At 72.7% G+C, this 12,267-nt stretch carries 13 protein-coding genes; 7 read left to right on the top strand and 6 right to left on the bottom strand.

All coding sequences use genetic code 11. The annotated features are described in order from the left end of the window. Window positions 1–57 precede the first annotated feature (57 nt). Window positions 58–264, bottom strand: coding sequence for a DUF5999 family protein (locus tag ACFY1T_RS13855; RefSeq protein ID WP_030158404.1), 207 nt, complete (start codon window positions 262–264; stop codon window positions 58–60). A gap of 311 nt (window positions 265–575) precedes the next feature. Then, entirely contained in the window at window positions 576–1,196 is a 621-nt protein-coding gene (locus ACFY1T_RS13860) for a hypothetical protein (protein ID WP_030860823.1), read from the bottom strand. A 496-nt stretch (window positions 1,197–1,692) separates the two neighbouring features. Between ACFY1T_RS13860 and ACFY1T_RS13865 the strand changes: the two genes are divergently transcribed. Next, window positions 1,693–3,228, top strand: a complete 1,536-nt coding sequence (locus tag ACFY1T_RS13865) for a glutamate-cysteine ligase family protein (RefSeq protein WP_030860820.1) — start codon at window positions 1,693–1,695, stop codon at window positions 3,226–3,228. Window positions 3,229–3,327: 99 nt separating this feature from the next. Then, entirely contained in the window at window positions 3,328–4,125 is a 798-nt protein-coding gene (locus tag ACFY1T_RS13870; protein WP_390788313.1) for a CPBP family intramembrane glutamic endopeptidase, read from the top strand. Between the two features lie 21 nt (window positions 4,126–4,146). Here the strand turns inward: ACFY1T_RS13870 and ACFY1T_RS13875 are convergent, their stop codons facing one another. Then, window positions 4,147–4,965 carry a PhzF family phenazine biosynthesis protein gene (locus tag ACFY1T_RS13875; protein ID WP_390788314.1) on the bottom strand — a complete coding sequence of 273 codons (819 nt, stop codon included), beginning with the start codon at window positions 4,963–4,965 and terminating at the stop codon, window positions 4,147–4,149. A 180-nt stretch (window positions 4,966–5,145) separates the two neighbouring features. Between ACFY1T_RS13875 and ACFY1T_RS13880 the strand changes: the two genes are divergently transcribed. Then, window positions 5,146–5,754: a PadR family transcriptional regulator gene (locus tag ACFY1T_RS13880; RefSeq protein WP_030860815.1), complete on the top strand. Its 609-nt coding sequence runs from the start codon at window positions 5,146–5,148 to the stop codon at window positions 5,752–5,754. A gap of 87 nt (window positions 5,755–5,841) precedes the next feature. On the opposite strand, the gene ACFY1T_RS13885 is transcribed toward ACFY1T_RS13880, so the two are convergent. Continuing rightward, window positions 5,842–6,270 (bottom strand): SRPBCC family protein, encoded by a 429-nt coding sequence (locus tag ACFY1T_RS13885; protein ID WP_390788315.1) that lies wholly within the window; start codon window positions 6,268–6,270, stop codon window positions 5,842–5,844. A gap of 171 nt (window positions 6,271–6,441) precedes the next feature. Here ACFY1T_RS13885 and ACFY1T_RS13890 point away from each other — a divergent pair, with 171 nt between their 5' ends. Together ACFY1T_RS13890 and ACFY1T_RS13895 are read left to right on the top strand one after the other, a co-directional pair. Then, the gene (locus tag ACFY1T_RS13890; RefSeq protein ID WP_390788316.1) at window positions 6,442–7,413 is read left to right on the top strand and encodes a DMT family transporter; all 972 of its coding nucleotides are present in this window, start codon (window positions 6,442–6,444) and stop codon (window positions 7,411–7,413) included. A gap of 164 nt (window positions 7,414–7,577) precedes the next feature. Further along, window positions 7,578–8,645 (top strand): DMT family transporter, encoded by a 1,068-nt coding sequence (locus ACFY1T_RS13895; protein WP_390788317.1) that lies wholly within the window; start codon window positions 7,578–7,580, stop codon window positions 8,643–8,645. On the opposite strand, the gene ACFY1T_RS13900 is transcribed toward ACFY1T_RS13895, so the two are convergent. After that, on the bottom strand, window positions 8,627–9,340 hold the full coding sequence (locus ACFY1T_RS13900; protein ID WP_390788602.1) for a pyridoxamine 5'-phosphate oxidase family protein: 714 nt from the start codon (window positions 9,338–9,340) through the stop codon (window positions 8,627–8,629). The two genes, ACFY1T_RS13895 and ACFY1T_RS13900, sit on opposite strands and share 19 nt — an antisense overlap. A 64-nt stretch (window positions 9,341–9,404) precedes the next feature. On the opposite strand from ACFY1T_RS13900, the gene ACFY1T_RS13905 reads away from it, so the two are divergent. Continuing rightward, on the top strand, window positions 9,405–10,736 hold the full coding sequence (locus ACFY1T_RS13905; RefSeq protein WP_390788318.1) for an aminotransferase class I/II-fold pyridoxal phosphate-dependent enzyme: 1,332 nt from the start codon (window positions 9,405–9,407) through the stop codon (window positions 10,734–10,736). Between the two features lie 144 nt (window positions 10,737–10,880). Continuing rightward, window positions 10,881–11,312: a hypothetical protein gene (locus tag ACFY1T_RS13910; protein ID WP_390788319.1), complete on the top strand. Its 432-nt coding sequence runs from the start codon at window positions 10,881–10,883 to the stop codon at window positions 11,310–11,312. Window positions 11,313–11,321: 9 nt separating this feature from the next. On the opposite strand, the gene ACFY1T_RS13915 is transcribed toward ACFY1T_RS13910, so the two are convergent. After that, window positions 11,322–12,260 carry a DMT family transporter gene (locus ACFY1T_RS13915; protein ID WP_390788320.1) on the bottom strand — a complete coding sequence of 313 codons (939 nt, stop codon included), beginning with the start codon at window positions 12,258–12,260 and terminating at the stop codon, window positions 11,322–11,324. Window positions 12,261–12,267: the final 7 nt, after the last annotated feature.

The following is a 12,267-nucleotide window of genomic DNA, read 5'->3' on the forward strand; positions in this document are numbered from 1 at the left end:
CCGGGCCGGCCCCTCGTCGTTCTCTTCTGCTCCGTTCCCGTTCAGTGTTGTCGCCGGCTAGGCCGCCTTCATCACATGCGCCGCCGCGAGCGGGCGGTGCGGGGCGATGATCTGGCCGTCCGGCAGCAGCTCACCGGTGTCCTCGAAGAGCAGGACGCCGTTGCACAGCAGGCTCCAGCCCTGTTCCGGGTGGTTCGCCAACGGCTTGGCGGCCTCCCGGTCGGCGGAGTCGGCTGACGGGCACGCTGGCTGGTGCTGGCACATGGATGCGTTCTTTCGCTGCGGTGTGGTCTGTGTGCTGCGGCTCGATGCTTTGTTCATGGCCGCCCCCCGTATCAACGTCTTGGTTTGGTCAGGGTCCCAGTGTTGCCCTCCGGAGTTGCGTCCGCAGGGATTTCCCGGCAGCTGTCCTCATACATTGATGACGCATCACCCGTGCGGGCGGTTCAAGTCAACTCCCCTGTCATTTCGGGTGGTTCGGGGGTGACCCGACTGGGCTAGGCCGAATGGGCAGTACGGACCAGCAGCAGGGAACGCGCCTGCTCAGACCCGCCGCACCGAGGCCCGGACCCCGCTCAGGCGGCCGGCGCGGCCAGCGACGGCGGGACCGGCGGGCTCGGAGGAGTGAGCCGGTGCGTCATCACGGGCAGCAGTTCGGACACCGGGTGCGGCCGGTACGGGGCGATCCCGGGCGGGGCCGGAGCCAGCGGAACCAGCAGATCTGCGGCGGCGGGCAGCCCCGCGGAGGCATCGGCCCCGACCGCCCCGTGCAGCCACAGCGTCAGCATGTACAGCTCCGGTACGGAGAGCAGCCGCGGCTGGTAGTTCTTGCCGAGCGATTCCGCCTGGCGCAGGGCGCGTTCGGTGGCCGCAACGTAGGGACCCTCGAAGAAATGGGAGAAGACCCAGCCGTCCGGCGTCAGCCGGGTGTCCGCGGCGGCGACGTAGCGGTCGCCGCTGCGGATCAGGAACCGCCAGGCGGTCAGCCGGGTGCGGGGCGGGCGGCCCCCCGCTGCCAGCTGGGAGATGTTCAGCCGGTCCAGGACGTGGACGGGCAGCGGCAGTTCGGCGGTCATCGGGCCCTGCAGCGCGCGCAGGGCCGGAGTGTGCGCCTCGTGGACGGCGGTGGGGGAACCGAGTGCCGCGAGGACGCTGCGCAGGGCGGGCGCGGGAGCCGGAGGGACATGCAGCGGCATGGTGGGTCGCCTCTCACTTGGGAGACCTGTGGAACGGGGCAGGTGCGGACGGCGCTGTCGCATTCTGGGGCCAGAGGGGGGCTGAGGGGCAATGGCCGCGCGCCAACTCTCTGCCTCGTTTGCGGAGTTTATACGACATGTGTTCACGCAGTGTTTCGGCTAGCTGTCCCGCCTATTGCCGACAAGGCGCTTACCGGTCCCGCTGACATGGCTTTCATGCCGGTTGCGCGCGAACATGTCGCGCTGACCTCGGAGGTTACCGGACGGGGGCTCGGCTGGAAAGCGCCCATTATCCGGAACCGGCAAAACCGATGCGGAATTTGCATACGACATCTTGCCAGGTGAATGTGCCATAGCGCCCTTCGGCCAAACCGGCGCGCGCTCCCCGCCACGCGCGCCCCCTCGGGCGTTATCGATCTCGCCTCCGGGGCATCATCGACCGTACACGCGCGCCTGGGTGGCATGGGCCAGGCGCAAATCGAGGAGGGACGCTCCGATGGGGGAGAAGGTCGTGGCGGGCGGATTCGACCTGTCCGATCGGCAGAAGTATCGGAGGAAGCTCCACGAGTGCCTGGAGGGGCTGGAGCGGCTTCTGGCGGAGAAGAGGTTCGATCGACCCAAGAACATGATGGGACTGGAGATCGAGCTGAATCTGGCGGGTTCCGACGGGTTGCCGAGAATGGTGAATGCCCAGGTTCTGGAGCGGATAGCGAGCCAGGATTTCCAAACGGAACTGGGAATGTTCAACCTTGAGGTCAACGTACTTCCGCACCGGCTCGGCGGCCGGGTATTCGACCGGCTCGCCGAGGAACTGAGCGCGGGGCTCGGCTATGCCCACCGGCAGGCCGCGGAGATCGACGCCGGCGTGGTGATGATCGGCATCCTGCCGACGATCACCCGTTCCGACCTGGTCACCGCCAACCTGTCCGCGGTGGACCGCTACTCGCTGCTGAACGAGCAGATCCTGATGATGCGCGGCGAGGACTTCCTGCTCGACATCGACGGGGTCGAGCGGCTCACCTGGAGCACCGGGTCGATCGTCCCGGAGGCCGCCTGCACCTCCGTACAGCTGCACCTGCAGGTGACGCCGGCCCGGTTCGCCGACGTGTGGAACGCGGCGCAGGCGGTGACCGCCGTACAGATAGCCGTCGGCGCCAACTCGCCGTTCCTGTTCGGGCGCGAGCTGTGGCGGGAGTCGCGGCCGCCGCTCTTCACGCAGGCCACCGACACCCGGCCGCCGGAGCTGCAGGCCCAGGGGGTGCGGCCGCGGACCTGGTTCGGGGAGCGCTGGGTGGAGTCGGCGTACGAGCTCTTCGCGGAGAACGTCCGGTACTTCCCGGCGCTGCTGCCCATCTGCGACGAGGAGGAGCCGCTGCGGGTGCTCGCCGAGGGCGGGGTGCCGAGCCTGCAGGAGCTGGTCCTGCACAACGGAACGGTCTACCGGTGGAACCGGCCCGTGTACGGGGTCGCCGACGGGATCCCGCACCTGCGGGTGGAGAACCGGGTGCTGCCGGCCGGGCCGACGGTCGCCGACGTGGTGGCGAACGCCGCCTTCTACTACGGGCTCGTCCGGACGCTCGCCGACGAGCAGCGGCCGGTGTGGACGCGGCTGCCGTTCGCCGAGGCGGAGGCCAACTTCGACGCGGCCTGCCGGTACGGGATCGACGCCCGGCTGCGCTGGCCGCGCCGGGGCCGGGGCGGCGGCCTCGCCAGCGTGTCCGCCGTGCGCCTGGTCCTGGACGAGCTGCTGCCGATGGCGGCGGCAGGGCTGGACGCCTGGGGCATCGAGCCCGCCGACCGGGACCACTACCTCGGCATCATCGAGGAGCGCTGCCAGCGCCGGGTCAACGGGGCGACCTGGCAGGTGGACACCTACCACCGCGCGCTCGCGTCCGGAATGGGAAGGGACGAGGCGCTGGCCGCCATCACCCGGCGCTACAGCGAGCTGATGCACAAGGGCGACCCCGTGCACACCTGGCCGGTCGGACTGGCGGACGAGGAGGTGAGCGCGGCGGTTCCGGTACGGCGCTGACCGGCGGCTCCGCCCGCGTTCCGGGTCCGGTGATCCCCTTCCCCGTCCGAAGAGGCAGTATGGGGTGGACGAAGCGGAACGGCGGGACGGGAGTCGGACGTGCGGGCGGATCCGGAGCCGGTGGTCAAGGCGTTGCACGAGGACGGGCGGGGGGTCCTGCGCACCGAGACGCTGCTCGTGCTGGCGCTGTCGCTGGGGGCGAGCGCCGTCTCCTCGCTGATCAGCTTCATCGGCTCGCTGACCAAGCCGGGCGGGCTCAAGGACCAGGCCGCCACGCTCAACGGCTCGTACGCCCCCGGCCGGCCCTGGCTGGACCTGGCCTGGCAGCTGTTCGGCATCGGCACCGCGCTGGTGCCGGTGCTGCTGGTCGCGCACCTGCTGACCCGGGAGGGCGTGCCGGGGCTGCGGGCCCTGGGCTTCGACCGCACCCGGCCCGGCTGGGACCTGGGGCGCGGAGCCCTGGTCGCGGCCGGGATCGGGAGCGCGGGGCTGGCCTTCTACCTGGCGGCGCGGGCGAGCGGCTTCAACCTCACGGTGGTGCCGGAGGCGCTGCCCGACGTGTGGTGGAAGTTCCCCGTGCTGATCCTCTCCGCCCTGCAGAACGCGGTGGTCGAGGAGATCATCGTGCTGGCCTACCTGCTGCGCCGGCTCGACCAGCTGGGCTGGTCGCCGGCGGCCGCGCTGCTGGCCAGCTCGGTGCTGCGCGGCTCGTACCACCTGTACCAGGGCATCGGCGGCTTCCTCGGCAACATGGTGATGGGCGTCGTCTTCGTCCTGGCCTACCGCCGTTGGGGCCGGGTGGCCCCGCTCGTCGTCGCGCACGCGCTGCTCGACATCGTGGCCTTCGGCGGGTACGCGCTGCTCGCGGGCAAGGTCGGCTGGCTGCCGACCCCGTAGGCGGACCCTTCCGCACACCGCCTAGGGGCGCGCCAGCAGTTCGCCGTCGATGACGGTGACCGCGTTGCCGGTCAGGAGCGTCCGGTCGCCGGCCAGCCGGACCGCGACGCGGCCGGTGCGCGCCCCGCCCTGGAGGCCGACGAGCGAGGTACGGCCCAGCCGGGCGGCCCAGAACGGGGCCAGCGCGGTGTGGGCGCTGCCCGTGACCGGGTCCTCGTCGATCCCGAAGGCCGGGAAGAAGCCGCGGGAGACGAAGTCGTACCCGCGTGAGGGGTCCTCGGCGGCCGCGGTGACGATCACCCCGCGGCGGGCGTGGCCGCGCAGAGCGGCGATGTCGGGGGTGAGCTCCCGTACGGCCCGTTCGTCCGCCAGCTCGACGAGCAGGTCGCCGATGTGCTCGGACGTGTCGTGGACCGACCTGATCTCCGCGCCGAGGGCGCCGAGCACGGCGGGCTCCGCCTCCACCGGGGTCAGCGAGGACGTCGGGAAGTCCATGGTGATCGTGCCGTCCCCGGCGGCCCGGGCGGTGAGGATGCCGCACCGTGCGGAGAACCGGATCAGCCCCGTGGCCAGGCCGCTCGTCGCGAGCACGTGCGCCGTGGCGAGCGTGGCGTGGCCGCACATGTCGACCTCGGCGGTCGGGGTGAACCAGCGCAGGGCCCAGTCGGCGTCCCCGCCGGGCGGCAGCGGGCGGGCGAAGGCGGTCTCGGAGAGGTTGACCTCGGCGGCGACCTGCCGGAGCCAGGCGTCCGGGGGGAACTCCCCGTCGAGGAGGAGGACTCCGGCGGGGTTGCCGCGGAAGGGGCGGTCGGTGAAGGCGTCGACGATTCGGAGGCGCATGGACCGACGGTAGGACCGTTTCTTGAACGTCGACAAAGGCCAATCGCGGATGACTGGCCTGGTCACGCACGTGTTCGGTACGAGTTTCCGATATATCGTTGACGCATCGCGATGGGTCAACGATAGTAGAGGCATCGCAAGAGCGATGACGTGAAACCGGAAGACGAAAGGAGCGCAGTCATGCGTTCACACGGACAGCACGAACACGAGCACGGACGGGGCCACGGCCACTGCGGGCCCGATCGTCGGGAGGAGTTCAAGGGGCGGCGCGCCGCCTTCGGCCCGTTCGGACCGCCCTTCGGCGGCGGCCCCTGGGGCGGGCGGGGCGGGCGCGGTGGACCGCGCGGCCGGGCCCGGCGCGGAGACGTGCGCGCCTCGATCCTGGCGCTGCTGAAGGACCGGCCGATGCACGGCTACGAGATGATCCAGGAGATCGGCGAGCGCAGCGGCGGGGCCTGGAAGCCCAGCCCGGGATCGGTCTACCCGACCCTCCAGCTGCTCGAGGACGAGGGGCTCATCTCCAGCGAGAGCGAGGGCGGCAAGAAGCTGTTCACGCTCACCGACGCCGGCCGCACCGAGGCCGAGTCCGGCCCGGAGGCCCCCTGGGCCGACGCCGGGCGCGGGTTCGACTTCGAGGCGATGCACGAGGTCCGCACGGCCGGGATCGGCCTGTTCGAGGCCTTCGGGCAGGTCTTCAAGACCGGCTCGCCCGAGCAGCGCGAGAAGGCCCTCGCGGTCATCAACGACGCCCGCAAGAAGCTCTACCTGATCCTGGCCGACGAGCACTGAGCCGGCCGGCCGCAAGAAAACGGCGCGCCCCGCGAGTCCTCTCGCGGGGCGCGCCGCCGTATCCGGGTACCCGCCGGGGGCGGTATGTCAGACGACCAGGCCGGCGAGCTTGCGGAGCGACTCGTTCAGGGCCGCGGTGGCCGAGTCCTTGAGCTTGCCCGCCATCAGGGAGACGGCGGCCCCGTTGAACTCCCCGTCGATGCGGACCGTGGTGGCCGCGCCGTCGGGTACGAGGGTGTACCGGGTGAGGATGGCCACGCCCATCGGACCCTTGCCCGTGATGGCGAAGAGGCGCTCGTCCTCCAGCTCCGAGACGGTCCAGCCGACCTCGGCGGGAAAGCCCATCATCTTCATGTTCTCCACGAAGGTCGCCCCGACCGCGAGGGTCTCGGGTCCGCCCTTGGGGAAATTGGTGTGGGTCATGCTCCACTCGCCGTACGCCGCCCAGTCCGTCAGCTGGGCCCAGACCTTCGCGGCGGAGGCCTCGATGCGTGATTCCGCGGTCACTTCGGCCATGGGGCCACCCCTTCTCGTCGGGTACGTGCGGCGGAAGGTAGCCCCGGCGGGCACAACATTCAATACTGACGACCTGTCAGAAACCATCGGCCCGGTCACGCCCGGTCTCGGATCCGTCTCAACAGGCGTCACGCCTGTGACGGTGCTGACCGACCCTGCCATGATGGCCCGATGCAAGCGTCAGGGAGAAACGCCGGACTGGGCCTCGCCCTCGTCTCGGCGGTCGCGTTCGGTGGTTCCGGTGTGGCGGCGAAGCCGCTGATCGAAGCGGGTCTGGACCCGCTCCACATGGTCTGGCTCAGGGTGGCCGGGGCGGCGCTCGTGCTGTCCCCGCTCGCCTGGCGCCACCGCCGGCTCCTGGTGCGCAAACCCCTGCTGCTCGCCGGCTTCGGCATCGTCGCCGTCGCGGGCGTGCAGGCCTTCTACTTCGCCTCCCTGTCGCGGATCCCGGTCGGCTGCGCCCTGCTGCTGGAGTACCTCGGTCCGGCGCTGCTGCTCGGCTGGATCCGCTTCGTACAGCGCAAGCCGGTGACCCGGGCCGCCGCGGCCGGCGCCGCCGTCGCCGTCGTGGGACTGGCCTGCGTGGTGGAGATCTGGTCCGGGCTGAGCCTGGACCCGCTCGGCGTGCTGCTCGGCCTCGCCGCCGCCTGCTGCCAGGCGTTCTACTTCGTGTTCGCCGACCACGGCGCCGACGGCGGAGCCGAGGACGACGTGCCCGACCCGATCGGCGTGATCGCGTACGGCATGCTCATCGGCGCCCTCGTGATGACGGTGATCGCCCGGCCGTGGCAGATCGACTGGCAGGTGCTGGGCGGGCATGCCGCGATGGGGGACCTGAGGGTGCCCGCATGGGCCCTGCTCGGCTGGGTGGTGCTGATCGCGACGGTCTTCGCGTACCTGACCGGAGTCGTCTCGGTGCGCAAGCTCTCGCCGCAGGTGGCCGGGGTCGTCGCCTGTCTGGAGGCCGTCGTGGCCACCGTGTTCGCCTGGATCCTGCTGGGCGAGCACCTCTCGAGCCCGCAGATCATCGGCGGTGCGCTGGTGCTGGGCGGGGCCTTCATCGCGCAGTCGGCGCGGCCCACCCCGCCGGGGGCGGCCGATCCGGACGCGGTCGTTCTGGACCGCGAGACGACGAAAGCCTAGGGTGGCGATCGTGCATTCGACCGTCCTTCCGCCTCCCGCCGCGTAGCCGCGGGCAGCCGCCCCTGCGAAGAGGATCCGGCCCTGGGGAGTTCCCGGGCGGATCCGCGCTGCCCGCGAAGCGATGACCTTCCCTTTCATCCTTCACGCATGCGCGGAGCACACTCGTGTCGAATCATTCGCCCGCCTCAGGGCGCAGTCTGCTGTACCTCGTCGTCGCCGGAGCCGCCTGGGGCACCGCCGGGGCGGCCGCTTCCCTCCTCTTCCTGGCCAGTGACCTCGGCCCGCTCGCCCTGTCGTTCTGGCGGTGCGCCGGCGGGCTGGTGGTGCTGCTCGGAGTGCTCGCCGTACGCCGGCCCGGGGGCGCGGCGGCTGCCGCCCGGGCCGCGGCGCGGCCGTCGGCGGCCTCGCTCATCGGGACCGGGCTGATGTTCACGCTCTTCCAGTCCGCGTACTTCGGCGCCGTGCGCGAAACCGGCCTGGCGGTCGGCACGGTGGTCACCCTGGGTGCTGGGCCTGTGCTGATCGCGGTCGGCGCGCGGTACTGGATGGGCGAGCGGCTCGGCCGGGGCGGCGTGGCCGCCGTCCTCGGGGCGCTCGCCGGGCTCGCCGTACTCGTCCTCGGCGGCGGGGGCGGCGAGGTGCGGCCGCTCGGCGTGGGCTGGGCCCTGCTGTCTGCCGCCGGGTACGCCGGGATGACCCTGCGGGCCCGCTGGCTGGGGCGGCGCGGGGCGGGCGGGGACCCGCTGGTCACCACCGCCTGGTCGGTCGCGGTGGGCACGGTGTGCCTGCTGCCGCTGGCCGCGGCGGAGGGGCTGCTGCCGCACACCGCGGAGATCGGGCGGGTGCTGTGGCTGCTGGTGTACGTGGCCACGGTGCCGACGGCGCTGGCGTACGCGCTGTACTTCACCGGGGCCGCCGCGGTGCGGGCCGCGACCGTGTCCGTGATCATGCTGATCGAGCCGGTCAGCGCGGCGGTGATCGCCGTTCTGGTGCTCGGGGAGCGGCTGACCGGCGCCGTGGTGCTGGGCACCGTACTGCTGCTGACCGCGGTGGGTGCGCTGATCGCGGCGGAGGCGGGCAGGGCCGGGGAAGGTACCGCGGGCGGGCCGGGGGTCCGGCCCGCCCGGGAGTCGGGTGCGTTGCGGGAGCCGCGCGAGCTGGTCGAGCCGCGCGAGCTGCCTGAGCCGCGTGAGTCCGGTGGGCCTCGCGGGGCTCAGAGCGCGGCGAGGTAGTCCGGCGTGGCGATCCCGGGGGCCAGGTCGTCGGCCGGGATCGGGGTGCCGTGCACCGGCGCGACGGGGACCACGCCCGACCAGTAGGGCAGGGTCATGTCCTCGGGCTCGTCGTTGGGGCCGCCCGTACGGAGCTTCGCCGACACCTCGTTCAGGTCCAGGCGGATCACCGCAGTGGCGGCGAGCTCCTTGGCGTTGGCGGGCCGGGAGTCGGCCGAGCGGCCCGGGACCACGTGGTCGACGAGGGCGTCGAGGGCCATCCGGCGCTCGGCCTCGTCGGTCACCTGGTACGCGGTGCCGTGCACGATCACCGAGCGGTAGTTGATGGAGTGGTGGAAGGCGGACCGGGCCAGCACCAGCCCGTCCACGTGCGTCACGGTCAGGCAGACGGGCAGACCCGGGTCGGCCTGGCCGGCGGCCAGCAGCGGGCGCGAGCCGGTCGAGCCGTGGACGTAGAGGGTCTCGCCCACCCGCCCGTACAGGGTCGGCAGGACCACCGGGGCGCCGTCGCGGACGAAGCCGAGGTGGCAGACGTAGGCCTGGTCGAGTATCGAGTGCACCGTCTCGCGGTCGTAGCGCGCCCGCTCGCGGGAGCGGCTCGGGACGGTGCGGTCGGTGGGCTCGTAGCCGCCGCCGGTCGCCCCGGTCGCCCCGGTCGCCCCGGTCGCCCCGGTCGCCCCGTTCGTCTCGGGCATCTCTTGCGTGTCGGTCGTGGCGGTCATGGTGCGTTCTCCGTTGTACTAGTGCATACTCGGCTTTGTGCTAGGAGAGTATCGGATCACAGGCCGTCGCGCATCGGATATCGCGGCGAGTGTCGAGGCGGGCGTCGGATCGGGCGCGCTCGCGCCCGGAGCGCTGCTGCCGCCGATGCGGGAGCTCGCGGGCGTGCTCGGGGTGAACCCGAACACCGTGGCCGCCGCGTACCGGACGCTGCGCGAGCGCGGGGTCATCGAGACCGACGGCCGGCGGGGCAGCCGGGTCCGGGGGCGGCCGGCGAGCGCCCCGCGCGACGAGCTGCGGGTGGCGGTGCCTCCGGGCGCGCGCGACGTGGCGTCAGGGAATCCGGACGTGCGGCTGCTGCCCGCGCTGGACGCGGCCCTGGCCGGGGCCGCCCGGCGGTACGCGCAGGCGCCCACGCTGTACGGGGACGACCCTGTGGTGCCGGAGCTGGAGCGGCTGGCCCGGGCGGACTTCGACGCCGACGGTGTTCCCGCCGGGCCGGTGGGCGTGACCTCGGGCGCACTGGACGGGATCGAGCGGGTGCTGGCCGCGCACCTGCGGCCGGGGGACGCGGTGGCGATCGAGGATCCGGGCTGGGGGTCCGTACTGGACCTGGCGGCGGCGCTGGGGCTGCGGGTGGTCCCGGTGGCGGTGGACGACGACGGACCGGTCGTCTCCGCGGTGGAGCGGGTACTGGCGGAGGGCGCGCGGGCGCTGCTGGTCACGGCGCGGGCGCAGAACCCGACCGGGGCGGCCGTCAGCGCGGGGCGGGCGGCGGAGCTGCGCGCGGTGCTGGCGCGCCATCCCGAGGTGCTGGTGGTCGACGACGACCACGGCCACGCCATCGTGGACCTGCCCCTGCACTCGCTCGGCGGGGTGACCCGGCACTGGGCACTGGTCCGGTCCACGGCGAAGGCGTACGGGCCGGACCTGCGGCTGGCGGTGCTGACCGGCGACGCGGTGACCCTGGACCGGGTGCGGGGACGGCAGCGGCTGGGCCAGGGGTGGGTGAGCCGGCTGCTCCAGTACACGGTGGTCGAGCTGTGGACCGCGGAGGCGGTGGACCGGACCGCGGTCGCGCGCTCCTACGCGGAGCGGCGGGACGCGCTGGTCGCGGCGCTGCGCGAGCGGGGCGTGCCGGCGTACGGGCGCAGCGGGATGAACGTGTGGGTGCCGGTCGCCGACGAGACGGGCGCGGTGACGCGGCTGCTGGCGGCCGGCTGGGCGGTGGCCCCGGGCAGCCGGTTCCGGGTGGAGTCGGGGCCGGGCGTACGCATCACGGTGTCGGCCGTCCGGCCCGCCGAGGTGCCGGGCCTCGCGGCGGCGGTGGCGGCATCGGTCCGCCGCACGCCGGGCGGCCGCCTCGACTGAACCGCCCACCCGGAACCGCCCCGCGCCGACCCGGCACACCAGCTCGTTCCAGAACGTGAGTCTGGAGAGCCGCGAGCACGTTGCCACCAGGAACCACGGTGAGCAGCGCATCCACATCGTCCGACCGCACCCGAATTGGTACCGATGGACATTTCTTCCGACGCCTCGCCCGCCCTCTCGCAAGGCCGCTCGGTCACGCCCGGCATGGTGATCACGGCAATGCTCGTGCCGGTCGTGGCCGTGCTCGGCGTGCTCTCCTCACTGCACGTCGAGGACATGGACATGGCCTGGGTGCACCGGCAGCAGGAGGCCTGCCGGCTCATGCCCTTCCCGAAGGCGGAGTACGTCTTCGCATGGGCGGGGCCGGTCCTCGGGCTGTCGGCCATGGTCGTCTGCATGCTGCTCGCTCGGTGGATCCGGCGTCGTTGCGGGGTCCGGATCTGGGACACCTGGCCGGGGATCCTGGCCTTCGTCGTCGCCTCGCTCAACGTCGTGGCGATCCTGCTGGAGCTGTTCATGCTGTGGACCACCAACACGCCCGACGGGTCGGGGCCGATCCTCGGTGACTGCGGTTAGAGGGGCGCCCTAGCGGCGCCGCGTCTGGGTGAGGGCCGCGCCCGCCAGGACGATCGCCGCGCCCACCGGGGTGTTCCAGTGGAGCTGTTCGCCGAGGATCAGGACGCCGGCCGTGGTGGCGATGACCGGGATGAAGTACGTGACCATCTGGGCCGTGGTCGGGCCGACCTCCGTCACCAGGCCGTACTGCATCTGCAGGGCCATCCCCGTGCCCAGGGCGCCCAGCGCGACCACCGACAGGGTCGGCCAGAGCGGGAACGAGGTGGGGGCCGAGGTGAACACGGCGCTGACCACCAGCAGCTGGAGCGTGGAGAGCATGAGCTGCGCGCCGGTCAGCGCCACCGGCGAGCCCGGGACCGAGGCCAGCGTGCGGCGGACGTAGATCCAGCCGACCGGGTAGGAGAGCGAGGCGAGCAGGGCGAGCGCGGTGCCCTTCGCGTCGATGCCCGAGAAGCCCTGCCAGGCGCCGAGGACCGTCAGGACGCCGAGGAAGCCCAGGCCCAGGCCGGCGAAGCGGCGCCGCGTGGGCCGGTCCTCGGACAGGGCCACCAGCGACAGCGCCATGCCCCACAGCGGCGAGGTGGCGTTGCAGATCCCGGCCAGGCTCGACGGGATGGTCAGCTCGGCGTACGAGAACAGCGAGAAGGGGACGGTGTTGAGCAGCAGCGCCGCCACGAACAGGTGGCCCCAGGTACGGCGGCCGCGGGGGAGCGGCTCGCGGCGGACCAGGAGCACGGCCAGCAGGGCGAGCGCTCCGGACAGTACCCGGCCCAGGGCCACCTGGAAGGGGGCGTAGGCCTCCGTGCCCACCTTGATCAGCAGGAAGCTGAAGCCCCAGACCACCGAGAGGACCGCGAAGCGGATCCGCCAGTCCACCCGGGCGGTGCGGGCGGCGGTGACCGGCGGGGAGAGGACGGGGGCGGGGCGAGGGGTGGCGGGTGCGCTCATGAGGAGA

The organism is Streptomyces sp. NPDC001194 (genome assembly GCF_042896985.1).
Lineage (GTDB): Bacteria > Actinomycetota > Actinomycetes > Streptomycetales > Streptomycetaceae > Streptomyces.

Excerpts from the sequence above, each read along its gene's own strand:
- ACFY1T_RS13855 (WP_030158404.1), bottom strand. The coding sequence starts at position 264 with ATGTGCCAGCACCAGCCAGCGTGCCCGTCAGCCGACTCCGCCGACCGG.
- ACFY1T_RS13860 (WP_030860823.1), bottom strand. The coding sequence starts at position 1,196 with ATGCCGCTGCATGTCCCTCCGGCTCCCGCGCCCGCCCTGCGCAGCGTC.
- ACFY1T_RS13865 (WP_030860820.1), top strand. The coding sequence starts at position 1,693 with ATGGGGGAGAAGGTCGTGGCGGGCGGATTCGACCTGTCCGATCGGCAG.
- ACFY1T_RS13875 (WP_390788314.1), bottom strand. The coding sequence starts at position 4,965 with ATGCGCCTCCGAATCGTCGACGCCTTCACCGACCGCCCCTTCCGCGGC.
- ACFY1T_RS13880 (WP_030860815.1), top strand. The coding sequence starts at position 5,146 with ATGCGTTCACACGGACAGCACGAACACGAGCACGGACGGGGCCACGGC.
- ACFY1T_RS13885 (WP_390788315.1), bottom strand. The coding sequence starts at position 6,270 with ATGGCCGAAGTGACCGCGGAATCACGCATCGAGGCCTCCGCCGCGAAG.
- ACFY1T_RS13890 (WP_390788316.1), top strand. The coding sequence starts at position 6,442 with ATGCAAGCGTCAGGGAGAAACGCCGGACTGGGCCTCGCCCTCGTCTCG.
- ACFY1T_RS13900 (WP_390788602.1), bottom strand. The coding sequence starts at position 9,340 with ATGCCCGAGACGAACGGGGCGACCGGGGCGACCGGGGCGACCGGGGCG.
- ACFY1T_RS13910 (WP_390788319.1), top strand. The coding sequence starts at position 10,881 with ATGGACATTTCTTCCGACGCCTCGCCCGCCCTCTCGCAAGGCCGCTCG.
- ACFY1T_RS13915 (WP_390788320.1), bottom strand. The coding sequence starts at position 12,260 with ATGAGCGCACCCGCCACCCCTCGCCCCGCCCCCGTCCTCTCCCCGCCG.